We start from the raw sequence: 25067 nt of genomic DNA, 5'->3' as shown, positions 1-25067 counted from the left end.
ACTGGAAGTAAGCGCTTTCCGACAATAGGCCGGACGTTGACGCAGCGGCAAGGCCAACGCTGTGACCACTGCGGACGGTGTTTGTGCCGCCCCGCCTGTAGGCCGTTCAGGTGGGGCTGCCAATGTGACCCGAGTGCGTCTCGTCTTCCGCTCCGACGATCATGAGGAGTACTCCGCTGTCCGCGACCGCCTGCGACTGCACATCGTCGCCTGGGCGCGCAGGCGCGGCATCGAGGCGGAACCCTCGCTCGTCGCCGCGGCACTCGACCACAAGCACAGTGTCGACGGCCGCCTCGGCCACTGGACCCGCGAGCACGTGGCCGACGCGCTGGCCGTGTGGTTCCCCCGCACGGTCGCGCTCCTGGAGGACGACCGGGACGCCGTCCCCACCGCCCTGCACGCCCTGATCGGCTTCCTCGCCGACCACGACTGGCTCGACTCCCGCTCCGCCCCGGCCGACGAGCTGCACGCACAGGTCACCGACTCCACGCCCGCCCTGTACGACGCCCTCGACGACGAGCGCAACCACGACCTCGGCACCTTCTGGGCCGTGCAGATGCTGCGCCACGGCGTCGCGACCGCCGACCCGGCCGCCGTCGCCCGCTTCCTGTCGCAGGTGCACGCAGGCGAGCTGGCGATCGACCGGGCCGCGCTGGACGAGATCCGGCGCCGCCAGGAGAACGAGACCACCGAACCACCCCGCCCCGAGCTGCCTCCGGTGCTCCTGCCCGGTGCCGCCCAGATGCTCGCGGCCGCCGACTCCAGCGTCGCGCTCGCCCGGCTGCGCGCCTTCACCCGCTGGGTGCGGGCGGGGCGCGCGGTCACCCGTGAGGGCAGGCTCCTGCTCGCCGACGCCCGCGCGGTGGCGGACGCTCTCGACCTCGACCACTTCAGCCGGGACCGCGCCCGCACCAGCGACGACCTTCCCGAGATCACCCTGCTGCTGCACTGGGCCCGGCAGGCCCGGCTCGTCCGCGTCGTCCATGGTCGGCTGGTGCAGGTCAAGAGCGCGGCACCGCTGCTGAGCCGGCCGATCGAGCTGTGGAAGCGCGCGTTCGAGGCGGTCGGTGGCATCGGCGAGCACTTCGGGGGCAGCAACGTCTTCGGTGCGCCGTCGCTGTTCGGGATGAGCCTCGGCGAGGCCTTCCCGATCCTGCTGTTCCAGCTCTACTCCGCGGGCGGCGACCCGATCCCGGTGGAGCTGTTCCACCGCGCCGTGCGCGACACCGTGAACGAGCGGATGGGCTGCGTCGTCGACGACCTCGCAGGCGACGTCGAGCACCGGCTGTGGCGCCGCGACGTCACGGCGCTGCTGGACGCGCTGGAACTGCTCGGCGCCGTCCACCTGTCCGAGAGCCTCGACGGCGACAACCAGGAAGAGCTGATCGCCCTCGCCGGCCGCGACGACCCCGACCCCACCCTGGTCTCGCTCACGCCGCTCGGGGTCTGGGCCGTGCAGGAGATGCTCACCGACCAGGGCGTGCACGCGCCGCTGGTCGGAGAGCTCGCCGACGAGGACATCGAGTACGTCTGCGTGCGCTGCAGCGACCTGCGCCCCGAGATCGTCGAGGCCGAGCTGACCGCCTGGGTGCGGGCCCGCAGCGGGCGGGCCGCGGCCCAGGAGATCATGCGCTACCTGCAGCGGGTCGAGGATCCCGTGCACCGGGACCTGGCCCTGTTCGCCCTGTCCCGGGCGGGTGCCCCCGGACGGGAGGCGGCCCGCTGGCGCGGCCGCCCCGCCGTGGCGCTCCGCGCCCCCGCCACCGGCGCCCAACCCCGTGTCGAGTGCGATGCGCGGGCACGCCGACCCTGATCGTTGCTCCATTCGAGTGATGCGCGGTACCTGTCCGTTACGTCAGGGTCGCTCGGTGCGAGTACGGGTCGGGTGGTTCTCGCCGCCCGTCCGCACGGACGAAAGGGCAGTGGGATGACCGACCCCTACGTGAGCTGGTCCGGAGCACCCAAGCAGTGGATCGTCGTCCCGGCGCAGCGCCGGTCGTCGCCGAAGCTCGGCCCGGTCTTCCCGCCCGCCGCGCCGCGCCGCGTCCGGGGTGGCAGCCTCGCGAGCTTCGCCGTCGCCGCTGTCCTGCTCACCTTCAGCGGCCCGAACACCTCGGTGGCCGACCTGGACAGCCCCTCCCCGGCCCGCCCCGTACCGGCCCTGGCCCCCTGACCCGCCCCCCGGCGCCCCCCGCGAGTCGCCCGATTCCCGCGCGCGAGTCGCCCGAATCAGGGGCACGTCCGCCGCAGCGGGAACGCACAAACCCGCCCCGACGCGTCCTCGCAGAGCCACCGTGCTTCTCGCAGAGCCCACAGCACCTGCGACGAACCCACCCGCTCTGCGAAGACACCCCACCACCCGCGAGTCGCCCGGTTCGGGCGCGTGAGTCGCCACCCGGGACGCGGCCGCCCGCACGGTTCAGCAAGGCCACCTTCAGGGCTCGGGAGTTCCGGAAGGTGGCTTTCCTGAACCTGCCCGAACCTGCAGCGGGTCAGCCGCGCAGGGCCGCGTCCACCACCTCGCGGGCCTCGTCCTGGATGCGGGCGAGGCGCTCCGGGCCGCGGAAGCTCTCGGCGTAGACCTTGTAGACGTCCTCCGTGCCCGACGGGCGGGCGGCGAACCAGCCGCCCTCGGTGACGACCTTGAGGCCGCCGAGGGGGGCGCCGTTGCCGGGGGCGGTGGTGAGGCGCTCGGTGATGGGGTCGCCCGCCAGTTCGGTGGCCGTGACGTCGTCGGCCGACAGCTTGCCCAGCTTCGCCTTCGACTCCGGGTCGGTGGCGACGTCGATGCGGGCGTAGGCGGGCTCGCCGAACTTCTCGGTCAGCGTGCGGTAGCGCTCGCTCGGCGTCTCGCCGGTGACTGCGGCGATCTCCGAGGCGAGCAGAGCGAGGATGATCCCGTCCTTGTCGGTGGTCCACACGGAGCCGTCGGTGCGCAGGAACGACGCGCCCGCGCTCTCCTCGCCCCCGAAGCCGATGGAGCCGTCGAGCAGGCCGGGCACGAACCACTTGAACCCGACGGGCGTCTCCACCAGCTTCCGGCCGAGGTCGGCGGCCACCCGATCGATCATCGACGAGCTGACGGCCGTCTTGCCGATGCCGGCGTCGGGTGACCAGCCGGGGCGGTTCGCGTAGAGGTAGCCGATGGCGACGGCGAGGAAGTGGTTGGGGTTCATCAGCCCGTCGGCGGTGACGATGCCGTGCCGGTCGGAGTCGGCGTCGTTGCCGGTGGCGATCCGGAAGTCGCCGCGCCGCTCCACGAGTGACGCCATCGCGTACGGCGACGAGCAGTCCATCCGGATCTTGCCGTCCCAGTCCAGCGTCATGAAGCCGAACTGCGGGTCGACAGCGGGGTTGACGACGGTGAGGTCCAGCCCGTAACGCTCCGCAATCGCGCCCCAGTAGGCGACGCTGGCGCCGCCGAGGGGGTCGGCGCCGATCCGGATGCCGGCGTCCCGGATGGCGTCGAGGTTCAGCACCGACGGGAGGTCGGCGACGTACTCGCCGAGGAAGTCGTAGCGCCCGAGCCCCTGGCGGTCGATCGGCCGACGCGCCACCCCGGCCAGCTTCGCCTCGAGCAGTTCGTTGGCGCGTTCGGCGATCCAGCTCGTGGCGTCGGTGTCGGCCGGGCCACCGTTGGGGGGGTTGTACTTGAAGCCGCCGTCGGCAGGCGGGTTGTGCGACGGGGTGACGACGACGCCGTCGGCCAGTCCGCTCACGCGGGCCCGGTTGTGGGTGAGGATCGCGTGCGAGACGGCGGGCGTCGGGGTGAAGGCGTCGTCCCCATCTGCGAGAACGTGCACCCCGTTGGCCTGGAACACCTCAATGGCGGTGATCCACGCCGGCTCCGACAGCGCGTGCGTGTCGCGGCCGATGAACAGCGGCCCTTCCGTGCCGTGGGCGGCGCGGTACTCGCAGATCGCCTGGCTGGTGGCGGCGATGTGGTCGTCGTTGAAGGTGGTGCGCAGCGACGAACCGCGGTGTCCCGACGTCCCGAAGGCCACGCGCTCGCCCGGCACGCCGGGGTCGGGGTGGCGGTCGCGGTAGGCGGCCAGCAGCGCGTCGACATCGACGAGATCGCCCGCCTGGGCGGGGGTTCCGGCGCGGGGATCGGACGACATGGGTGCTCCTGCGGTACGGGGCGGCGGGGTCGGGGACACCTTGCCATTGCGGAGGGGTTCGCTGCAGGACGCGTGCGCCATGGTCACAGTGAGCGAGCAGTTACCCGATCCGGGCCTCTTGTCCGGAGCGCCCGTATCCGGCCGTGTCGGCGACGCGTTGGGCGTGACAGCGGGTACAACGACCGTCACAGTCAGTGTGGACGGCGTTCCGCTCGAATCTTGAGGGAAGGCATCATGCGCGTTCGCACGACCGCCGCCGCAGTTGTTCTCGCCGCGGCTTCCTCGTTGACCTTCGCGGGCCTCGCGCACGCTCAGCCCAGCGACAGCGACTGTGGCAGCTACTCCTCGCAGGAGGAGGCCCAGACCGCGTTCGACGACGCAGCGGACGACGACAACGTCGACGACCTCACGAACCTCGACGAGGACGACGACGGCAACGCCTGCGACGACTTCGACTTCGCCGCGAACAACGACGACGACAACGCCGCGGACAACACCACCACCGCGGCGCCGGCTCCTGCCCCGCAGGTGGCCGCTGCTCCCGCAGGCGGTGTGGACACCGGCGACGGTTCCACGGGCGACATGCTTCCCGGCCTCCTCGTCCTCAGCGGTCTGACGACCCTGGGTGCGGGCGCCGGTGCGCTTGCCCTGCGGCGTTCGGCTCGCCGGTCCGACTGATCGGGCCGCACGGACGGCGACGGCTCCCCGGGCCGTCGCTGGGCAAGGCGCTCACCTCGGCGGAGTGCGACCGCTGAAGCCCGTGCCCCGCTCGGGGCACGGGCAGCTGGGCGGAAGATCGGCAGTGGTGTCAGGCCGAGAGCGGCGAGCGCTGCTGGGGGATGCGCAGGTGCAGGGGGGCACCGGCGCGCACCGTGGTGTCGGTGGTGAGGTGGTAGTGACCGCCTCGCGACCGCCCGCAGCGGTAGGACCTCAACAGCCGGGCACCGAGTGACTCGAGCTCACGTGCCGCCGCCTCCGCGGCCTCGCGGGTGGGGTAGATGACCTTCCCGTCGGTACCGCGGCTCTGCCGGGGCAGCGCGTGGCCTTCGATCTCGGCGCGGCTGGGTGTGCAGAAGATGGGGCGCCCGCCCTTGGTCAGCCTGGCGTGACGATGCAGGACCTCGCCGCGGGCCTGATCACGGACGCAGCGCTGCTCCGGGACCTCCGGTCCGGTGGTCGCGTCGCTCATGTCAGGGGCCCTCCTGCACGTCGCCGGTCGGAAGATCGCGAGGCACAGCTTCCCGTGTACGGGGCGGTAGCGGGATACCACCATCGTGTCCTTTTCTCGGAAGAGTTCACTGTGGGTCACGCCCACCGCCCCCCGTCGGGAGTGTCCGACCGGCGTCCTACCTTTGTCCCGCACGAGGGAGGGGGGTGGGATCAGTGGTGCTGCACGTGCACCGGGCCGAGCGGGCCGACGCGCTGGCCGAGGCGCTCGGTGAGCTCCTCGCCCACCCGCCGGATGATCCGTTCACGACGGAGGTCGTCGCGGTGCCCGCCAAGGGCATCGAGCGCTGGCTGGCTCAGCAGCTGTCGCACCGGCTGGGCGCAGCCGCCGGACGCGGCGACGGCATCTGTGCGGGTGTCGCGTTCCCCTCACCGGCCGCCATGATCGCCGCGGCCGTCGGCGCTGCCACCGGGGTCGACCCCGAGGACGACCCGTGGCGCCCCGAGCGGGCGGTGTGGCCGCTGCTCGAGGTCATCGACGAGAGCGCGGGCGAGCCGTGGTGCGCCCCGCTGGGCGTCCACATCGGTGGTCGCGACGGCGACGTGCGACGCAGCCGGCGGCATGCCACCGCCCGCCATCTCGCGGAGCTGTTCGCGTCGTACGCCGCGGCCCGTCCCGACATGGTCGAGGGCTGGCGGGCGGGCGGCGGCGTTCCGGGCGACCGTGCCGCCGACCTCGCCTGGCAGCCCGAGCTGTGGCGGCGGCTGCGCGAGCGGATCGGTGTGCCGGGGCCTGCCGAGCGGCTCGGCGCCGCCTGTGCGGCTCTGCGTGCCGATCCCACAGCTGCCGACCTGCCGCCGCGGCTCTCCGTGTTCGGCCCCACCCGGCTACCGGCCGAGCACCTCGCCGTGCTCGGGGCGCTGGCGGAGCACCGCGAGGTGCACCTGTGGCTGCCGCACCCCTCCCCCACGCTCTGGGCAGGCGTCGAGCCGCCCACCCGCGTCCCGCAGCGGCGCGCCGACCCCACCGCGAGCCTGCCGCGCCATCCGCTGCTGTCCTCGCTCGGACGTGACGTCCGGGAGCTGCAGGTACGGCTGGCCGCCGCGGCCCCGTCCCTCGTCGATCACCACCACCCGCTGCCGGACCCACCTGCAACGCTGCTGGGCAGGCTGCAACACGACCTGCGCGAGGACCGGCCGCCCACGGGCGAGAGCCCGCCGCGCTCCGACGACCGCAGCGTGCAGGTCCACTCCTGCCACGGCCCCGACCGCCAGGTCGAGGTCCTGCGCGAGATCGTGCTGGGGCTGCTGGAGGCCGACGCCACGCTCGAACCCCGCGACGTGCTGGTCATGTGCCCCGACATCGAGACGTTCGCGCCGCTGATCTCCGCGAGCTTCGGGCTGGGCGACCGCGACGCGCCGGGCGCCGAGACCCACCCCGGCCAGCAGCTGCAGGTCCGGCTGGCCGACCGGGCGCTGCGGCAGGTCAACCCGCTGCTCGACACGGTCGCGCAGCTGCTCGAGCTGGCCGACGCCCGGCTCAGCGCGTCGCAGCTGCTCGACCTGCTGGGCTCCGCCCCGGTGCGCCGCCGGTTCCGGCTCGACGACAGCGACCTCGACAGGCTGCGCGAGCTCGTCGTCCGGTCCGGGGTGCGGTGGGGGCTCGACGCGGCCCACCGCGCCCCGTTCCACCTCGACGGGTTCCCGCAGAACACCTGGTCGGCAGGCCTGGACCGGCTGCTCCTGGGGGTCACCATGGCGGGCGGCTCCGGGGAGCAGGAGTGGCTCGGCACCGCGCTGCCCATGGAGGAGGTCGACTCGGGCGACGTCGAGCGGATCGGGCGGCTCGCGGAGTTCGTCGACCGGCTCGCCACCGTCCTCTCCCGGCTGGCGGGCGAGCACACCCTCGACGAGTGGGTGGCCGCGCTGGTCACCGGCCTCGACGCGCTCACCGACACCACCGCCATCGACGCGTGGCAGGCCGCGCAGGCCCGCGGCGAGCTGGCCGACGCGGCCCGCGCGGCCGGCCCGCACGCCGCGGTCGTCCGGCTCGGGCTGGCCGACGTCCGAGGGCTGCTCGGCGAGCGGTTGCGCGGGCGTCCCACCCGCGCCAACTTCCGCACCGGCACGCTCACCGTCGCCACGTTGGTGCCGATGCGGTCGGTGCCGCACCGGGTGGTCTGCCTGCTCGGGCTCGACGACGGCGTGTTCCCGCGGGCCGGGGTCCCCGACGGCGACGACGTCCTCGCCCGCGACCCGCTCGTCGGCGAGCGCGACCCCCGCAGCGAGGATCGTCAGCTGCTGCTCGACGCGATCTGCGCGGCCACCGAGCACCTCGTCGTCGTGCACTCCGGGGCCGACGAGCGCACCGGCGCGCGCCGCCCACCGGCGGTGCCGCTCGGTGAGCTGCTCGACGCGGTCGAGGCCACGGCCGGGGCCGGCGCCAGGAAGCACGTCGTGGTGCGCCATCCGCTGCAGCCGTTCGACGCCCGCAACTTCACCGCGGCCGTACTGGCCGCGCCCGGGCCCTTCAGCTTCGACCGCGCCGAGCTGGCCGGGGCGCGGGCCGCCGCCGGGCCGAAGTCGCCGGCCAGGCCGTTCGTCACGGGGCCGCTCCCGCCCGTCGAACGGCAGGTGATCACGCTGGACGAGCTGGTCACGTTCCTCGAGCATCCGGTCAAGGAGTTCCTCCGCCAGCGGGTCGGCCTGTCGCTCTTCGCAGGCGATGACGACCCGTCCGACGCGCTGCCGGTGGATCTCGACGGACTGGCCACCTGGGCGATCGGCGACCGGCTGCTCCACGACCGGCTCGCGGGCCACGACCTCGACCACTGCAGGCAGGCCGAGTGGCGACGCGGCGAGCTGCCGCCGGGCGCACTGGGCGACGCCGTGCTCAGGCGGGTGCTCGACGACGTCGAACCGCTGGTCGCGGCGGCAGCCCCGCTCCGGGTGGGCGAGGCGCAGGACCGTGACGTGGACGTCTCGCTGCCGGGCGGCATCCGCGTGGTGGGCACCCTCGGCGGCCTGTACGGCACGGTGCTGCTGCGCGTCGAGTTCTCCCGGTTGGCGCCGAAGCAGCGGATCAGGGCGTGGGTCCGGCTGCTGGCGCTCACCGCGTCCACGTCGGAGCCGTGGACGGCCGTCACGATCGGCCGGGGCACCCGCTTCGGGTTGTCCAGGGCGAGCGCGGGCCCGCTCGATCCCGCGCAGGCCACCGCCGTGCTCGCCGAACTGGTCGAGCTGCACCGGGCCGGGCTGCGGGAGCCGCTGCCCCTGCCCACCGTGGCGGGCCACACCTACGCCACGGTGCGGCGCGGCGGGGCCGACGCCGCGGCGGCGCTCGACGAGGCGCTGCGCAAGTGGACCAGCGGCGCGGGTGCCGAACAGGCCGACGACGCACACGTGCGGGTCTGGGGGCGCGCCCCGGGCCCGGACGTGCTCACCGCGCCCGGCGGGCCGGGCAGCGAGCCCACCCGGTTCGGTGCGCTCGCCATGCGGTTGTGGGCCCCCTTGCTGACGGCGGAGGACGTGGTTCGGCTGTGAGACGACCATGACAACGACCATCGGCCGCACCCCGGTGCTCGCTCCGGCCTCGTTCGAGATCTGTGGCGCGCTGCCCACCGGCACCACGGTCCTGGAGGCGAGCGCCGGCACCGGCAAGACCTTCACCATCGCCGCGCTCGCCGCCCGCTACGTCGCGGAGGGCCACGCCACGCTGCCCGAGCTGATGCTCGTGACGTTCGGCCGGGAGGCCAGCCAGGAGCTGCGGGAGCGGGTGCGGGAGCGGCTCGTGTCGGCCGAGCGCGCGCTGGCCGAGCCCGCCGCGGCGCGCAGCGGCGGCGACGAGGTGCTCCGGCTGCTCGCCGACGCGCCCGACGCCGAGGTGGCCGTGCGCCGTGGGCGGCTCGCCAGTGCACTCACCCAGTTCGACGCCGCCACGATCGCCACCACCCACCAGTTCTGCCAGCAGATGCTCGCCGGGCTCGGCGTCGCGGGCGACGGCGACCCGGACGCCGTCTTCGCCGAGTCGATCGACGATCTGGTCACCGAGGTGGTCGACGACTTCTACGTGCGCAAGTACGGCGCCCACAGTGCGGGCACCCCCGCCTTCAGCCGGTCGGAGGCGCTCGCACTGGCCCGCCGGGCCGTGCACGACGGGCAGGCCCGGCTCGAACCGGTCGACGCCGCCCCGGGGAGCACGGCGCAGGTGCGCCACCGGTTCGCGGTGGCGGTACGCACCGAGGTGGCGCGCCGCAAGCGCGCACGGCGCATCTACACCTACGACGACATGCTCACCCGGCTCGCCGACGCGCTGGCCGACCAGGCCCGCGGAGCCCCGCAGCGGTTGCGCGACCGCTACCGGGTCGTGCTGGTCGACGAGTTCCAGGACACCGACCCCGTCCAGTGGCACATCCTGCAGCGGGCCTTCCACGGCCACACCACGCTGGTGCTGATCGGCGACCCGAAGCAGGCGATCTACGCCTTCCGCGGCGCCGACGTCGTCAGCTACCTCGACGCCACCGAGAGTGCGCGCCGGCACGCCACGCTGGCGCGCAACTGGCGCAGCGACGCGCCGCTGCTCACCGCGCTCGACACCGTGTTCGCCGGTGCCGCGCTCGGCGACCGGCGGATCACGGTGCATCCGGTCGAGGCCGCCCACCCGGGGCAGCGGTTGGCAGGCGCACCGGTCGACACGCCCTTCCGGCTCCGGGTGGTGGCGCGTGCCGGGCTGCCCAAGGCACCCAAGCGCGACCTCGCCGTCGTCGGCCCGGCACGCGACCTCGTGGCGAGCGACGCGGCGGCCGACATCGCCGCGCTGCTCGCCAGCCCCGCACACGTCGAGGGCCGTCCGGTGTTGCCGGGGGACGTCGCCGTGCTGGTGCGCACCAACGACCAGGGCGCGCGGATCCGCGACACCCTCGCCGACGCCGGCGTGCCCGCGGTGCTCTCGGGCACCGCCAGCGTGTTCGGCACCCCGATCGCCGCCGAGTGGCTCACGCTCCTCGAGGCGCTGGAGCAGCCACGGGCGTTCCGGGCCCGCGCGGCGGCGCTCACCTGTTTCCTGGGGCACACGGTCGAGGAGCTGTGCGGCCCCGCCGCCGACGACCTGCTCGACGCGCTCGGCGGCACCCTCCGCGCCTGGGCCACGGTGCTGCACGACCGCGGCGTCGCGGCTCTGCTGGAGGCCGTCACCACGGCCACCGCGCTGCCCCGGCGGCTGCTGGCCACGTCCGACGGGGAACGGCGGCTCACCGACCTGCGCCACATCGCGCAGGCTCTGCACGCGGCGGCCGTGGCCGAGCACCTCGGCCCGGCGGCCCTCACCGACTGGCTGCGCCACCGGATCGCCGACGCCGCGGAGGACGTCGGCGCCGAGCGCAGCAGGCGGCTGGAGTCCGACGCGGCGGCGGTGCAGATCATCACGATCCACCGCAGCAAGGGCCTGGAGTTCCCGATCGTCTACGTGCCCTTCGGGTGGGACCGCAACGTCCGCGACCCCGACGTGCCCCTGCTGCACGACGACTCCGGCACCCGCGTGCTCGACGTCGGCGGGGAGACCGGCGACGGCTGGAAGGAGCGCTGCGCCAAGCACCGTGCCGAGGAGGCGGGCGAGGACCTGCGGCTGCTGTACGTCGCGCTCACCCGGGCGCGCTGCCAGGTGGTCACGTGGTGGGTGCCGGCCACCACCACGGCCACGTCACCGCTGCACCGGCTGCTGATCGGACGTCCCGGCCCCGGCAGCGAGCCCGCGGAGGCGTACCGGGTCCCGGCGGACGCGGCCGCGCTGGCGGCGCTGCGCGAACTGGCGTGCGCCGAGATCGCCGTCGAGGAGGTCGGGCAGCGGCCCGCTCCCGGCTTCACCGCGCCCGCGTCCGCGCCGGGCGAGCTGAAGGCCGCCGAGTTCCGGCGGCTGCTCGACACCGCGTGGCGACGCACCTCCTACAGCGCGCTCACCGCCACGGCGGGCCACGGCCCCGGCGTGGGCAGCGAGCCGGAGGAGCCGGGCACCGACGACGAGGGAGACGTCGAGGACGGCGCCGGTCTCCCGGTCGACGCGGCCGAGGACGCCGCCCCGGCCGGTGTCCTCGCGTCACCGATGGCCGATCTCCCCGTCGGCGCCGGTTTCGGCACCCTCGTGCACGCGATCTTCGAGGCGGCCGACCTCACCGCGGCCGACCTGCCTGCCGAGCTCGCCGTCAACGCCCACCAACAGCTCGCCCGGCACCCGGCCCCCGGTGTCGACGCCGACGCGCTCGCCGCCGCGCTCCTGCCCGCGGCGCGCACCCCGCTCGGCCCGCTCGCCGGCGGGCTGCGGCTGGCCGACATCGCCCCGCGCCACCAGCTCGCGGAGCTCGACTTCGAGCTGCCGCTCGCCGGTGGCGACAGTCCGGGCGCGGCCGTACCGCTCGCCGCCGTGGCACCGCTGCTGCGCCGCCACCTGGCCGCCGACGATCCGCTGGTGCGCTACCCCGACGTGCTCGCCGAGCTTCCCGAACAGCAGCTGCGCGGCTACCTCACCGGCAGCATCGACGCCGTGCTCCGGCTCCCCGGCGAGCGGTTCGCGGTGGTCGACTACAAGACCAACTGGCTGGGCCCGGTGGGGCCCGACGGACCGGCGCCGCTCACCTCGGCCCACTACACACCGGCCCGCCTCGCCGACGCGATGATCGCCGCGCAGTACCCGTTGCAGGCGCTGCTGTACTCGGTCGCCCTGCACCGGTACCTGCGCTGGCGCCTGCCGGACTACCGCCCGGAGCGCCACCTCGGCGGCGTGCTGTACCTGTTCGTGCGCGGCATGTGCGGCCCCGACACCCCCGTGGTCGACGGCGTCCCGTGCGGAGTGTTCAGCTGGCAGCCGCCTGCCGCGCTGGTCGTGGAGCTCTCCGCCCTGCTCGACGGCGCGGTGACACCGTGACCGGCACCGCGGGAGCCACCGCCCCCGGCCCGGCGGTCGATCCGGGCGACGTCCGGCTGGCCCGCACGGCCACGGGCCTGCTCGCCACGTTCAACGCCGCCGGGGTGCTCGACCCGGCCGACGTCCACGTCGCCACCCGGGTCGGCCGGCTCGGCGGCGAAGCGCGCGAGGAGGTGCTGCTCGCGGTGGCGCTGGCCGTGCGCGCGGTCCGGCTGGGGTCGGTGTGCGTCGACCTGGCCGACGTCAGCCGCACGGTGCTCGGCGAGGGCGACGAGCTCGTCGACGTCTCCGCGCTGCCCTGGCCCGAGCCGCAGGGCTGGCTCGCGGCGTGTACGGCGGGCCCGCTCGTCGCCGACGGGGCGCACGCACCGGCCGGCAGCCCGTTGCGGGTGGTGGACGGGCTGCTCTACCTCGACCGCTACTGGCGGGAGGAGGAGCAGGTGCGGTGCTCGCTGGCCGAGCGGGCAGCCACTGCTCCACCGCAGGTGGATCTGCCCCGGCTGGGCGCGGGCCTCGACCGGCTCTTCCCGGCGGCGGGCTCGGAGCGGCAGCGGCTCGCGGCGGCGGTCAGTGCGCTGCGCCGGGTCACCGTGCTGGCCGGCGGTCCCGGCACCGGCAAGACCACCACCGTCGCCCGGCTGCTGGCGCTGCTGCACGACCAGCCGGGCCCGCCACCCCGCGTCGCGCTGGCCGCGCCCACCGGCAAGGCGGCGGCCCGGCTGCAGGAGGCGGTGGCCGCTGAGCTGCCGGAACAGCTGCGGGCGCGCGTGCCGGAGGCGGCCACCCTCCACCGGCTGCTCGGGTGGCGGCCGGGCACCCGCCGCTTCCGCTACGACCGCACGCAACGCCTGCCGTTCGACGTGGTGGTCGTCGACGAGACGTCGATGGTGTCGCTCACGATGATGGCGCGGCTCCTGGAGGCCGTCCGGCCGCAGGCGCGCCTGGTGCTGGTGGGCGACCCCGACCAGCTCGCGTCCGTCGAGGCCGGTGCGGTGCTGGGCGATCTCGCCCGCGCTCCCGGCCGCGCCGAGCCCGCCCTGGACGCGGCGCTCCGTGAGCTCGGCCTGGGCGAGGGCGTGGTCAACGGGGTGGTCACGCTGGAGCACGTCTGGCGATTCGGCGGCGCCATCGCCGCGTTTGCGAGGGCGGTGCAGGCAGGCGACGCCGACACCGCGGTCGACCTGCTGCGCAGCGGGCAGCCGGACCTCGCCTTCGCCTCGGCGGCCGAGTCGGTCCGCGCCGACGTCGTGCACGCCGGGCGCGAGCTGGCCCGGGCGGCCGCCGCGGGTGAGATCGACGCCGCGCTCGCCGCGCTCGAACAGCACCGGGTGCTGTGTGCCCACCGCCAGGGGCCGTACGGCGTGGCCCGGTGGACCGGCGAGATCGAGCGGTGGCTCGGCGCGCCGCCCACCGCGCTCGGTTCGCGCGCCGGCGGGGCCCGCGGGGCCGCACCCGCCGGGCCCTGGTACCCCGGGCGGCCGGTCCTGGTCACCGCCAACGACTACGAGACCGGCCTGTTCAACGGCGACACCGGCGTCGTCGTGGCCCGTCCCGAGGGCCTGCGGGTGGCCTTCGCGCGCGGCGGTCCGCCCACACTGCACCCGCCCTCGCGGCTGTCGGAGGTGGCCACCGTGCATGCCATGACCGTCCACCGCGGTCAGGGCAGCCAGTTCCGGCGGGTCACGGTGGTACTGCCGCCCGCCGAGTCGCCGCTGCTCACCCGCGAACTGCTCTACACCGCCGTCACGAGGGCGCGGGAGTTCGTGCGGGTCGTCGGCACGGAGGAGGCCGTGCGTGCTGCCGTGCAGCGTCCGGTGGGGCGGGCGAGTGGGCTGCGCCTGCGGTTGGGGCTGGAAAGCTGAGGGTCGTCGTTTTCCGGCATGTTGTGAACTGCGCGAGAAATGCGCTCCACAGCACGCCTCTCGGGTGACGTTCTCCATATTCACTCATCGCCATTCGCGAATACACTCGCAGTGATCGCCGAGACGTAATGCCGCGTTTGTCGTATCCCATGGGAGTGTCGAGGATGGAGACCACACACCGTGACCGCGCGGCTCTCGTCGAGGCGGCCCGGGCCATCGCGCCCGTGCTGCGGGACAACGCCGAGCAGGCCGAACGGGACAGTCGCCTCACGGTCGAGGCCACGGAGGCTCTGCGCGAGGCCGGCTTCTTCCGGCTCGGTGTCCCCCGGAGCCTCGGTGGCGCCGAGGCGGACCTGTCGACGTGTCTGGAGGTCACGTCCGAGGTGGCGCGAACGTGCGCGTCGAGCGCGTGGGTCGTGGCCCTCTCCTACGGCGCACAGCGGATCGCCGGGTCGTTCGGTGAGCAGGTCCGCACCCAACTGTGGGGGAAGGACCCGGATGTCGCCCTGTGTGGCTCGTTCACCGGGATCGGCCTCGTGGTCACGCGCACCGACGGTGGACAGTTCGTGTCCGGCCGGTGGTCGTGGGCGTCCGGCTGCTACCAGGCGGGCTGGGCCACACTCGGTATGCCGATCGTGAACGACGACGACGAGGTGATCGACCAGGGTCTCGGACTCGTGTCTCTCGAGGCCCTTTCCATCGAGGACACCTGGGACATGGCCGGAATGCGGGGAACCGGCAGCAATACGGTCGTAGCCGACGAGGTATTCGTCGCGGATCACCACATTCGCCGTTTCGCCGACATCGTGGAAGGTGGCGGCGAAAGCGCCGAGCCGTTCTATCGCGTTCCCGGCGGCTCTTTGACGCTGCCCCTCGCGGGGGTCCTGCACGGGATCGGTCGATCGGCCTTCGAACAGACGATGGACGTGGTCGGCAGCGGCAAGCCCCTGGCGATGTCGATCTACCGCCGGCTCGCCGACTCCCCGGGTGTCCAGGCGAGCCTGGCGGACGCCGCCGATCTCATCGACTCGGCGTGGTTGCACATGGCCCGGTCGGCCGAGGCCCTCCGCGAAGCGGCGGAGGCCGGACGACGTCCCGACATCACCATGCGGGCCCGGGTGCGGATGGACGCCGGGCACGCGTCCCGGTGCCTGCGCGAGGCGGTGGAGCTCCTGCTGACGGTGAGTGGCGCCAGTTCCTTCTCCCGAACGAAGGTCATCGAGCGCAACTGGCGGGATCTGGAGACAGCGGCACGCCACCCCAGCCTGAACGAGGGGCTGATCCGGGAGATGTACGGCCGCGCGCTGGCCGGGGTCCAGGAGCAGGTCAGCGCCATGATCTAGGAGCCCCGGCTGCGCCCGCCACCCCGCATGATCAGTCGCGAACCGTTGCCACGATCATGTGCTGATGGCGGACGAGTCGGCGGCCCCGGCCGGAGCGGGTGCGCTCCGGAGACCGGGCCTGTCCTTCCCGCTGCTCCTGCGTGCCGGCGCAGCCGTGCTGGGGATCGCCGCTCTGGTCGCCGGCTGTGTGAGCGCCTTCGTGCTGAGGAGCGACACCGCCGCGGTGGCTGTCCTCGTCGCCGGCACGGCGCTGCTCATCGTCGTGCTGGTCCTGCCCAGGCTCTCGGAGCTGAACGTGGGCACGGACGGCGTCAGCCTCAAGCTCACGATGGAGGCCGCGGCCACCGGGGCGCCCACCGCCGCGGGGGTGATGGAGAACTCCGGTCTGGCGCGCTTCGCGATCGCCTACGAGATCGTTCATTCCGAACTCCGGGGCGAGCCCGAGTACGAGAGCGCGCGGGTGCACCTCCAGGACGTCCTGGTCGAGCGGGCCCGGTCGATGGCGTTCGGCTCCAAGATCCCTGCCTCCGAGGTGCGGGCGTTGTTCGTCGGGGGCTCGCCGGTGCTCCGGACCCTCAGCATCGGGTTCATGAAGGGCGATCCGTCGACCGCGGACACCACCCTCCTGGCGTCGGCGATCACCACCCCGGCGACCGCGAACGAGCAGTACCAGGCCCTTGAGCTGACCGAGCAGCTGTGGGTGCGGTGGAGCCAGGAGGAGCGCGAGTACCTCCGGAACCGGATCCGGGCCACCGACTTCCAGCCGGGGACGGACCGGTCCCGCCTCGCCGCGCGCATCCTCGACCTGCCTGTGGAGCCGCGGCTCCCCCAGCACTGACCCCAGCGGGGTCAGACCACCGCAGGCTCCCGCTCGGCCGCCGCGCGGCGCAGCGCCCGGTACACCAGGTTGGGATCTCCCAGCCGCCGGCGCAGCTCCCGTTCCAGGCCGGCGATCGGGTAGAGGTTCTGCGGCGCCCGGGAGTCCTTGTACTCGACCGACGCGAAGCGGCCCAACGTCACCTGGCTCCGTGACGCGAGCGTGACGGCGTCGGCCGTGGCCAGCTCGGCGCTGCACTCCACCCGCACGATCCCCGCCCACGGCGCTCCCGGACGGCACGGCAGCCGGAGGTACCAGGTGTGGCGCCGCCAGGGGGCCTCGATCCGGAAGACGGGCGTGCGCTGCCCGGCGGCGAGCGTGGCGATCATGGCGCCGAGCTGGGCGGGGAGGTAGCTGCTGTGGTGGGTCTTGACGTACCCGATGGTGCGCGGCAGGTGCTGGCGGCCGCGCAGGGAACCGTCGAGGACGAGCAGGTCGTCGACGGCGGCGTGGTCGAGGGTGGCCCCGTCGAGCGGGGCCAGGTGGGCGGCGCGCGCCACGGTGGCGGCGACGAACTCCGTGTCGGCGAGCGCCCGCTGCAGCGCCGAGCTGAGCACCTGGCCGGGCGCCACGCCGGGCCGCTCGGTCGTGTGGTGGGCCTGGTAGGCGCCGGCCCCGGTGACGATGTCGGTGGTGGCTTCCGCCGTGCTGAACACGCCACGGCGGACCTCGGGCGGCAGCAGGTGTGCGCCCTCCCGGCAACAGCAGACCGCCCCGGCCGCATACGACGCGCACAGCGCCGGTGAGGCCTGCCCGGGCTCCTCCTCCACCCACACCTGCGCGTCGACCCGCCGCACGCCGTCGACGAAGAGCACGGCGTCGGGAGGCGCGACAGCGGGGTCGGGGTCGACCGGGCACCACTGCTGCACGGGCTGCTCGACGTCGAGCACGACCTCGGCGGCCGACTCGTTGAGCTCGGACTCGACGCTGGCGCCGTAGGAGGGATCCCAGGCTTCGACGGCGAACTTCACAGGCCCTCCCGCGTGACGGACGACGTGCGCTGGTCGCGGCTCACGGCGAACCGCACCGGCACCCGCTCGGCGAGCGCCGCCACGTGCGTGACGACGCCGACCATCCGGTCGCCCCGGGTGGCGAGGTTCTCGAGCGTGCTCGCGACGACCTCGAGGTTGGCCTCGTCGAGAGTGCCGAAGCCCTCGTCGAGGAAGATCGACTCCAGGCGGGCGGCACCCTGCGCGGCGAGCCCGGACATCTGCGCCGAGAGCGCCAGTGCGAGCGCGAGGCTCGCCTGGAACGTCTCGCCGCCCGACAGCGTCTTGACCGGGCGCCGCGCGTCGGCGTCGGCGTGGTCGATCACCAGGAACTCGCCGCCTTCGTGGGTGAGCTCGAACTGGCCGCCGGAGAGCTCGGCGAGGCTGCGGGACGCGTCGGCCACGAGCGCGTCGAGCGCTGAGGCGACCAGCCAGCGCGGGAACCCGTCGGACCGCAGCAGGTTGCCGAGCAGCTTCGCGACCTGCTGTGCCGACTCGGCCTCCTCGCGGTCGGCGCGGATCTTCTCCGCCGCCGCCCGCCGCTCCGCGACGCGCTCCTGGGCCGACCGGGACCGGGCGATCACGCCGGCGACGGCGGCCAGCGCGGTGGTGCCGAGCGGCGGAGCGGCGGAGACGTGATGGGTGAGCAGGTCGTCGGCGATCCGGCGTTCCACCGCGTCGCGGGCGGCCCTGGCCGTCTGTGCGGCGCGCTCCGCCTCGGTCAGCCGCTCGGTGCGGGCGGCCGCCTCCCGACGGGCCCAGCCGACGAGTGTCTGCCATCCCGCCAGCAGCTCGTCGCCGCCGACGGCGGGCGCGCCGAGCGGGACGAGCGGGTCGCGGGCGTGGCGCAGCGCGTCCCAGGCCGCCGTGACCTCCCGGCCGACGTCGGCCGCGGCACGTTCGGCCGACCGCCACGCGGTGCGGGCGGCGCGCAGCTCCGCGTCGGTCTCCCGGACCGCGAGGTCGAGGGCGTCGAGACGCTCCAGCTCGGCAGCGGCGTCGGAGTCGGACGGCGCGCCGGCCAGCGCGGCCTCCAGCTGTGTGACGCTCCGCTCGATGGCCTCGACGGCACCGCGCGCGTCCTGTTCGGCGCGGGCGGCGGCGGTCTCGTCGCGACGGCGCTCGGCCGCGGCGCGCTCGGCCGCGGTCCACGACTCCTCGGCGGCGGCCCGGAGGTGTTCGGCCGACGCGGCCTCCTCCTGGACGGTCCGCAGCTCGGCCTGCCGGGCCGCGGTCGCCGCGCCGGCCCACTCGACCAGCGCGGTCCAGCCGCCGAGGACGTCGCCGCCGTCGACCGCCGGGGCTCCGAACGGCACCAGTGGGTCGCGGGCGGCGCGTAGTGCCGCCGCGGCGGCGCTGACCTCGGCCCGCAGGTCCTCCACGGCTGCGGCCGCCTCGGCGCGGCGCCGCCGGGCACTCCGCACCGCGACGTCGGACTCCTCAGCCGCCGCGGCGAGCCGGTCGAGCTCGGTGAGCGCGGCGTCGATCTCCGCGGCCGTCGGGACCTGGGCCGCGCCGGGAGCGGGCAGCACCCCCTGCAACGCAGAGCGCAGACGCGCGATCACGGCGTCCAGCCGATCGGTCTCGGCGGCCATCCGCTCGTGCGCCGCCTCCGCTGCCACCTCCCGGCGCCGGGCCTCGTCGTGGGCCCGCTCGGCGGCGGTGACGGCGCGCCGCGGACCGTCGGGGTCGGTGTCGGCCGGCAGCGCCGCGGGCAGGGTGGCGACCACCTGGGTGCAGACCGGGCACGCCTCGCCCGCGACGAGCGCGGGGCGCAGCGCGGCGGCGAGATCGGCCCGCTGCGCGAGCGCGTGCTGCTCCTGAGCGTGGACGAGGCGGTGGCGGGTGTCGGTCGCCAGCGCCACGGCTGCCGCGATCTCCCGCTCGGCGGCCGTAGCACGCTCGCCGGCCGAGCGGCGCTCCTCCTCTGCGTCGTTGAGCTCACGGCGGTCGCGGCGGGCCTGCTCCAGTGGCGCCCGCTCAGGTGCGGCGGCGAGCACCGAACGGGCCTGTGCGTCGGCGGTCTCCGCTTCGGCGAGCAGCGCGTCGGAGCGGTCCAGGGCGGCGGTGGCACCGGCGCGGCGCCGTTCGAGCGCGTCGAGCCCGGTAGGGACCGCCACCGACCGCAGCGCGTCGCGTTCGGCCGTGAGCCTGCGCACGGCGTCCTGCGCCGAGGTGAGCGCGGCGACCGCGCTGTCGCGGCGGGACCGCGCGTGCTCCAACCCCGCTCTGGCGTCGGCGGCGTCGCTCGCGGCGGTGGCGTAGGCGGCACTCGCCTTCTCGTGCCGCTCCCGCGCGCCCGGCAGCTCGGCCGACAGGCTCCGGAGCTCGGCGTACTGACGGCGGGCCTGCTCCAGCGGGCCCCGCGCCGGGGCGGCGGCGAGCCGCTCGCGCGCGGCGGTGTCGGCGGACTCGGCAGCGGCGCCCCGCGCCACAGCGGCCGCCTGCTCGGCGGCCGCGGCGCGACGGCGGGTGTCGAGCTCGGCGAGCCCGTGAGGCAGGGTGAGGGCGCCGAGCTGCTCCCGCTCCGCGTCCAGCCGGGTGACCAGCTCCTCGGCGGTGGCGAGGGCGGCCTCCGCGCCTGCCAGCTCGGGAACGGCGGCGCCGACGCGCTCCGACAGTGCCTCCAGCTCGCTCACCAGCGCGGCGGCGGCCTCCTCGGCCTCCGGGGTGGCGTCGGCGTAGGCCGTGAGCTGCTCGGCCAGTACCTCGGAGCGCTGCCGCTGCGCCGCCGCCTCGCTGTTGGCCTCACGGGCGATCACGTCGTAGACCCCGAGCCCGAGGATCCGCACCAGCTTCTCCTGGCGCTTGCGCGGCTCGGTGTGCAGGAACTCGGCGAAATCGCCCTGCGGCAGCACCACACAGGTGCAGAAGTCGCCGAAGGGCAGCCCGAGCAGCTCCTCCACCGCCTTGGTGACGGGCCCGGCGCCGTCGGCGAGTGGCTCGGTGTCCTCGCCCGGAGCGCCCAGACCCGACGCGTCACGCAGCCGTTCGAGCCGGGCGCTGCGCACCGACACGCTCCCGGTGGCCGAGCGCCGCAGCTCCCGCGCGGCGACGTACCGGCCGCCGGCGACGTCGAAGACCAGCCGGACCGTGCCACGGCCGACCGACGGCGCCAGCGCCAGCCCGACGGTGCGGCTGTTGTCCCACCGCGGCACCGACCCGTACAGCGCGAAGGTCATCGCGTCGATCACCGTGGACTTGCCCGACCCCGTGGGCCCGACCAGCGCGAAGTACTCCGCACCCGTGAAGTCGACCGACGTGGGCTCGCGGAACGAGGCGAAGCCCGCCATCTCCAGGAGTACCGGGCGCATCAGCCCACTCCCCCGCTGGGGCTCGAACTGTCGGTGACCCGGTCGTGCAGGCGCGCGAACAGCTGCTCGACGCGGGTGTCGGCGATGTTGCGGGTGCCCAGGTACTCGCGGAACAGCTCCGACGGGCCCTGCTCCGGCCCACCGGTGGTGGGGCGGGACGCCGCGACGGGCGCGGCGAACTCCGGGTCGATCCGCACCTCGAGGGCACCGGGCAGCATCGCGATCACCTCTTCCCGCAGGCCCGCGCGGGCGGGCTCACGCACCCACACACGCAGGAAGTCGTCGCCCACGGTGTCGGCGAGCACCGACAGTTCCGCGATCGTGCCGCGCAGCGTGCGCAGCCTGCGCCCCGCCGTGATCGGGATGTCGGTGACCTTCGCCGGTGTGCCCGGAGCGGCCTCCACGAGACAGACGACCGGCGTGTTGTCCTGCTCACCGAAGTCGACGGCGAGCGGCGCGCCGCAGTAGTGCACGGGGCAGGGCGCGTCGATGCGCTGGCGGCGGTGCAGATGGCCGAGTGCGACGTAGTGCGCCTCGATGGGGAAGATCGCGGCGGGCACCGCATACTCGAAGATCGACTGCGCGGCCCGCTCCCCTCCACCGAACGTGCCGTTGAGCACGGTGAGGTGGGCCATCACGAGGTTGACCGCGTCGTCGCGGAACCCACCGGTGAGGCTGGCCAGGATGTCGCGCAGCTGCTGGTCGTAGGCGCCGGTGTTCTCGGCGGGCGTGTTGGTGACGAGTTCGGCGGCGCGTACCGCGTAGCGCTGCGAGAGGAACGGCAGCACCGCCACCGTGGCCTGCTCTCCCGTGGACCGGGCGGTGAACTCCACCACTCCGCCCCGATCCGCGGTGCGCACCGACCCGACCAGCGTGATCCCGGCGACGCCCGCCAGCGGCCGGTACGCGTCGAGGGTGGGCGCGTGGTCGTGGTTGCCCGCGATCGCGATCACCTCGGCCCCGGTGCGGGCCAGCCCCATGAGCGTGCGGATCACCAACTGCTGCGCCTGCGCCGACGGAGCCGCCGTGTCGTAGAGGTCGCCCGCGACGAGCACGGCGTCGACCTCCTGCTCACGCGCGATGCCGACGATCTCGCGGAGCACCTGCTCCTGCTCGTCGAGGCGCGAATGGCCCTTGAGCGTCTTGCCGACGTGCCAGTCGGACGTATGAAGCAGTCGCATCAGGCCGTCATCGTAGGCACCGGGTCCGTCAGATCCCGGAGCGCCACACCCACCGGCGACGATGGTCATGACCGGCGGCCGCGTGCGGTCGCCGGGCGGCCCGCGCGCCGGGGTCGCCCCGGTCCGCCGCCGGGACCGGGTCCGGAGCGCGCGTAGCGTCGAGGCGTGGCATCCGGAGTGGTCGCGGCGCTGGCGTATGCTGGTCCGCCGCCGTTGACGCTGGCACGAACGTTCACGTCCTGGCGGTTCACGCCGGGGGTTGCGGCGACCGTGGCCGCACTCGGCGGCGGGTACGGGGTGGGGTTGCGCAGGCGCCCGGCCACGGCGGAGGCGTGGCCACGGAACCGGACCGCGTGCTTCGGCGCCGGGGTCGTGATCATCGCGCTGGTCGGGATGTCGTTCCTCGGCGTGTACGACGACACGCTGTTCTGGGTGCGGGCGGTGCAGAACATCGTGCTGCTGATGGTGGTCCCGATGTTGCTGGCGATCGGGGCCCCGCTCACGTTGCTGCGAGACGTGCTTCCCGCGCCGGCACGCGCGCGGCTCTCCCGGGTCATGCACAGCCGCGGTGCCCGGGTGGCCACGTTCCCCCTGGTCGTGACGGTGGTGCTGACACTGCCCCTGCTCGTGCTCTACCTCAGCCCGCTGTACGAGAAGACGCTGCGCAGCGCCCTGGCCAGCGCGGTTGCCGGGCTCGTGCTGGTGGTCACCGGGTTCGTCTACTTCTGGACCAGGTTCCGCATCGACCCGGCCCCTCGGGCGGATCCCTACGGCGTGACGCTCGCGATCACCATCGTGGAGATGATCGGCGACGCCGTGCTCGGCGTGGTGCTCTGGCTGGGACCGCTGGTGGCGGCCGGCTACTACACGGCCGTCGCGCGCGACTGGGGACCGAGCCTGCACGTCGACCAGTGGCTCGGCGCGGGCGCGCTCTGGATCGGCGGCGACGTGGTGGGGCTGCCCTTCATCGGGGTGGTGGTCGCGCGGATGACCCGTGAGGACCGGCAGCGCGCCGCGGTGATCGACGCCGAACTGGACGAGCGCGACGCCGCCCTGGCCGCCTCGGTGCCCGCGCCCGACGACCAGGAGGACGCGGACCGCCCGCGGCTGTGGTGGGAGGACGACCCGGAGCTGTCCCAGCGGTTCCGGCGGCACTGACGGAACGCCCGACATTCGGCGCAGTCAATCGAGTTCGGGCATATCCCGGCAATGGTCCTGATGGCCAGGAATGCCCATTCCTTCCGCGTTATTCGCTGCGCCACTGGGCGGCCGAGCAGCCGGCGGCCGTCGCGCTGCGGTTCGACGACGATGTCTCGACCTGGGCCGAGCTGCTCGACCGGGTCCGGCGCCTGGCGCGTGCGCTCACCGACGCCGGCGTGGTCGCGGGCGACCGGATCGCTTTCCTCGGCAGGAACCACCCCGCCTGCCTCGAGCTGATCCTGGCCGGCGCGTGGGTCGGAGCGGTGACCGTCACGGTGAACTACCGGCTCGCCCCGCCCGAGATCACCTATGTCCTGCAGGACTCCGGGGCGAAGCTCGTGATCACCCGTCCGGAGTTCGCGCCTGTGCTCACCGGGCCGGGCTACGGCGATCACGTGATCGTGGTCGGCCGCGAGTACGAGGAGATCGTGTGCTCCACGGCTCCGGCGGACGGGCCGCGGGACGCCGGCCCCGACGAGTGCCTCGTCCAGCTCTACACGTCGGGGACCACCGGCTTCCCGAAGGGCGCGATGCTCACGCACCGCAACCTCGCCACCCACAGCGAGGCTGCGGGGCACCGTTGATCATCATCAGCGACGTGGTGCCCGCCGAACTCGTCGCCATCGCGGCGAAGTTCCGCGTCACGCACGCCTTCGTGGTGCCGACCGTGCTCGCCGGTCTGGTCGAGCTCCCCGACCTCGCGGCGTGGGACCTGTCCTCCCTGGAGGGTCTCGCCTACGGCGGCGCACCGATCCCGCTCCCGCTGCTACGGCGCCTGCTGCAGGCGACCGATGCCGGTATCTGCCAGGTCTACGGAGCCACCGAGCTCTCCGGAGTCGTCACGGTTCTGGACGCAGCGGACCACCGCGACCCGCTCGACGAGCGGCACCTGAGATCGGCGGGACGACCGCTGGACGGCCTGGAGGTGGCGATCGTGGACCCCGAGACCGGACATCGGAACCCTCCCGGCGAGGTCGGGGAGGTCCACGTCCGCGGGGACCAGGTCATGGCGGGCTACTGGCGAGCGCCGGAGGCCACAGCGGCCGCCGTGGCGCCCGGCGGCTGGTTCCGCACGGGCGACGCCGGCTACCTCGACGACCGGGGCTACCTGTTCGTCGTCGACCGCGTGAAGGACCTCATCATCAGCGGCGGCGAGAACATCTACCCGGCGGAGCTGGAACGCGTGCTCGCCGAACACCCCGCCGTGGCCGAGGTCGCCGTGATCGCCGTGCCCGACGAGAAGTGGGGCGAGGTCCCCAAGGCGGTGATCGTCCCCGTCGCGGGGCGCACTCCCGAGACTGCCGACGTGCTGCGGTTCTGCCGGGACCATCTCGCCGCCTACAAATGCCCCAAGTCCGTCGACCTCGTCTCCGCACTGCCACGCAACGGAGCCGGAAAGGTCATGAAGCGCGATCTGCGGGAGCCCTACCGGCGCGACCGGGACACGTGAGTTCTCGCCGGATACGGACGCCGGCTCATCCAGGACCACGTTCAGCGGTGGGACCTTCGCGGACGATCTGGTGGTCGAGTGTGCTGAGGAAGTAGGAGAACGCGTTATCCGTACGGGTGCTGTCGGCAGTGGCATCGAGGTCCATGAGGAGACCGCGAATGACTGCGAGGACGAGGGTGGCGAGCTCCGGCCGATCGATACTGCGCAGGCCTTCTTCGAGCGGCCCGAGCCAGTCGGTTGTCGCCATCCGGCGAAAGTCGGGCAACAGTTGCTGCGCCGCGCTTTCCCGCAACTGCCCGAACATCCGCAGATAGGGCTGCCCTTCGGGACCGGTGATGAAAGTCCAGGCGCACATCAGCGTGAGGGTGTAGGGCTGGTCGGGTCGCACGCGCAGCAGGTCGCCGAAGGTGGCGAGCTGGCGTTGCCGCGCGTGCCCGAGGACGGCGCGCAGCAGGCCGTCGCGGGTGCCGAAGTGGTAGATCAGCATGCGGGTCGAGGTGCCGGCGGCGCGGGCCAGCGGCTCGAGCCTGTCGGGCAGGCCGTGCTCGAGCGCGTGGTCGGTGCACGCGTCGAGCAGCCGGTCCTTGATCTCGGGTTGCGGTCGCCGTCCCACCGGTGCACATTTTCACGTAACTCCGAGTACGTCT

Annotated in this window: 17 protein-coding genes; 11 read left to right on the top strand and 6 right to left on the bottom strand. The window is 74.2% G+C overall.

Going from position 1 to position 25067, the window contains the following annotated elements; translation table 11 throughout:
- Positions 1 to 124: 124 nt before the first annotated feature.
- On the top strand, positions 125 to 1813 hold the full coding sequence (locus AC5L35_RS32315) for a hypothetical protein (protein WP_495063534.1): 1689 nt from the start codon (positions 125 to 127) through the stop codon (positions 1811 to 1813).
- Between the two features lie 114 nt (positions 1814 to 1927).
- Positions 1928 to 2173, top strand: a complete 246-nt coding sequence (locus tag AC5L35_RS32310; RefSeq protein WP_495063533.1) for a hypothetical protein — start codon at positions 1928 to 1930, stop codon at positions 2171 to 2173.
- Positions 2174 to 2492: 319 nt separating this feature from the next.
- Here the strand turns inward: AC5L35_RS32310 and pgm are convergent, their stop codons facing one another.
- The gene (gene pgm, locus AC5L35_RS32305; RefSeq protein WP_495063532.1) at positions 2493 to 4121 is read right to left on the bottom strand and encodes a phosphoglucomutase (alpha-D-glucose-1,6-bisphosphate-dependent); all 1629 of its coding nucleotides are present in this window, start codon (positions 4119 to 4121) and stop codon (positions 2493 to 2495) included.
- Between the two features lie 234 nt (positions 4122 to 4355).
- On the opposite strand from pgm, the gene AC5L35_RS32300 reads away from it, so the two are divergent.
- Complete coding sequence (locus AC5L35_RS32300) at positions 4356 to 4799, top strand: excalibur calcium-binding domain-containing protein (protein ID WP_495063531.1); 444 nt, start codon at positions 4356 to 4358, stop codon at positions 4797 to 4799.
- Positions 4800 to 4929: 130 nt separating this feature from the next.
- On the opposite strand, the gene AC5L35_RS32295 is transcribed toward AC5L35_RS32300, so the two are convergent.
- Positions 4930 to 5310: a hypothetical protein gene (locus AC5L35_RS32295; RefSeq protein WP_495063530.1), complete on the bottom strand. Its 381-nt coding sequence runs from the start codon at positions 5308 to 5310 to the stop codon at positions 4930 to 4932.
- Positions 5311 to 5495: 185 nt separating this feature from the next.
- Here AC5L35_RS32295 and recC point away from each other — a divergent pair, with 185 nt between their 5' ends.
- The 5 genes from recC (at position 5496) to AC5L35_RS32270 (ending at position 16247) form a co-directional block, all read left to right on the top strand.
- Positions 5496 to 8831, top strand: coding sequence for an exodeoxyribonuclease V subunit gamma (gene recC / locus AC5L35_RS32290; RefSeq protein ID WP_495063529.1), 3336 nt, complete (start codon positions 5496 to 5498; stop codon positions 8829 to 8831).
- Positions 8832 to 8838: 7 nt separating this feature from the next.
- Positions 8839 to 12204: a UvrD-helicase domain-containing protein gene (locus tag AC5L35_RS32285; RefSeq protein ID WP_495063528.1), complete on the top strand. Its 3366-nt coding sequence runs from the start codon at positions 8839 to 8841 to the stop codon at positions 12202 to 12204.
- A complete protein-coding gene (gene recD, locus AC5L35_RS32280) occupies positions 12201 to 14066 on the top strand; it encodes an exodeoxyribonuclease V subunit alpha (protein ID WP_495063527.1) in 1866 nt (621 codons plus the stop codon). Before AC5L35_RS32285 ends, recD begins: the two co-directional genes overlap by 4 nt.
- A gap of 164 nt (positions 14067 to 14230) precedes the next feature.
- Positions 14231 to 15409 (top strand): acyl-CoA dehydrogenase family protein, encoded by a 1179-nt coding sequence (locus AC5L35_RS32275; RefSeq protein WP_495063526.1) that lies wholly within the window; start codon positions 14231 to 14233, stop codon positions 15407 to 15409.
- Positions 15410 to 15473: 64 nt separating this feature from the next.
- The gene (locus AC5L35_RS32270) at positions 15474 to 16247 is read left to right on the top strand and encodes a hypothetical protein (RefSeq protein WP_495063525.1); all 774 of its coding nucleotides are present in this window, start codon (positions 15474 to 15476) and stop codon (positions 16245 to 16247) included.
- An 11-nt stretch (positions 16248 to 16258) separates the two neighbouring features.
- Here AC5L35_RS32270 and AC5L35_RS32265 read toward each other — a convergent pair whose 3' ends face one another.
- The 3 genes from AC5L35_RS32265 to AC5L35_RS32255 are packed head-to-tail and all read right to left on the bottom strand — an operon-like array spanning position 16259 to position 21770.
- Positions 16259 to 17257, bottom strand: coding sequence for a hypothetical protein (locus tag AC5L35_RS32265; RefSeq protein WP_495063524.1), 999 nt, complete (start codon positions 17255 to 17257; stop codon positions 16259 to 16261).
- Complete coding sequence (locus AC5L35_RS32260) at positions 17254 to 20589, bottom strand: AAA family ATPase (protein ID WP_495063523.1); 3336 nt, start codon at positions 20587 to 20589, stop codon at positions 17254 to 17256. The genes AC5L35_RS32265 and AC5L35_RS32260 overlap by 4 nt, the downstream gene beginning before the upstream one ends.
- Positions 20589 to 21770, bottom strand: a complete 1182-nt coding sequence (locus AC5L35_RS32255) for a metallophosphoesterase family protein (RefSeq protein WP_495063522.1) — start codon at positions 21768 to 21770, stop codon at positions 20589 to 20591. Before AC5L35_RS32255 ends, AC5L35_RS32260 begins: the two co-directional genes overlap by 1 nt.
- Positions 21771 to 21935: 165 nt before the next feature.
- Between AC5L35_RS32255 and AC5L35_RS32250 the strand changes: the two genes are divergently transcribed.
- Genes AC5L35_RS32250 through AC5L35_RS32240 form a run of 3 tightly spaced genes read left to right on the top strand, consistent with a single transcriptional unit; the run spans position 21936 to position 24420 of the window.
- Positions 21936 to 22928 (top strand): cytochrome c oxidase assembly protein, encoded by a 993-nt coding sequence (locus AC5L35_RS32250; RefSeq protein ID WP_495063521.1) that lies wholly within the window; start codon positions 21936 to 21938, stop codon positions 22926 to 22928.
- Entirely contained in the window at positions 22880 to 23554 is a 675-nt protein-coding gene (locus AC5L35_RS32245) for an AMP-binding protein (protein WP_495063520.1), read from the top strand. Before AC5L35_RS32250 ends, AC5L35_RS32245 begins: the two co-directional genes overlap by 49 nt.
- Before the next feature lie 14 nt (positions 23555 to 23568).
- Complete coding sequence (locus AC5L35_RS32240; protein ID WP_495063519.1) at positions 23569 to 24420, top strand: class I adenylate-forming enzyme family protein; 852 nt, start codon at positions 23569 to 23571, stop codon at positions 24418 to 24420.
- A gap of 25 nt (positions 24421 to 24445) precedes the next feature.
- Here AC5L35_RS32240 and AC5L35_RS32235 read toward each other — a convergent pair whose 3' ends face one another.
- Positions 24446 to 25033 (bottom strand): TetR/AcrR family transcriptional regulator, encoded by a 588-nt coding sequence (locus AC5L35_RS32235; protein WP_495063518.1) that lies wholly within the window; start codon positions 25031 to 25033, stop codon positions 24446 to 24448.
- Between the last annotated feature and the right edge of the window lie 34 nt (positions 25034 to 25067).

It is taken from the genome of Pseudonocardia sp. OZ21 (assembly GCF_059359135.1).
The sequence above is the reverse complement of the archived record's forward strand: the minus strand, read 5'-3'. Positions and strand labels throughout refer to the sequence as shown.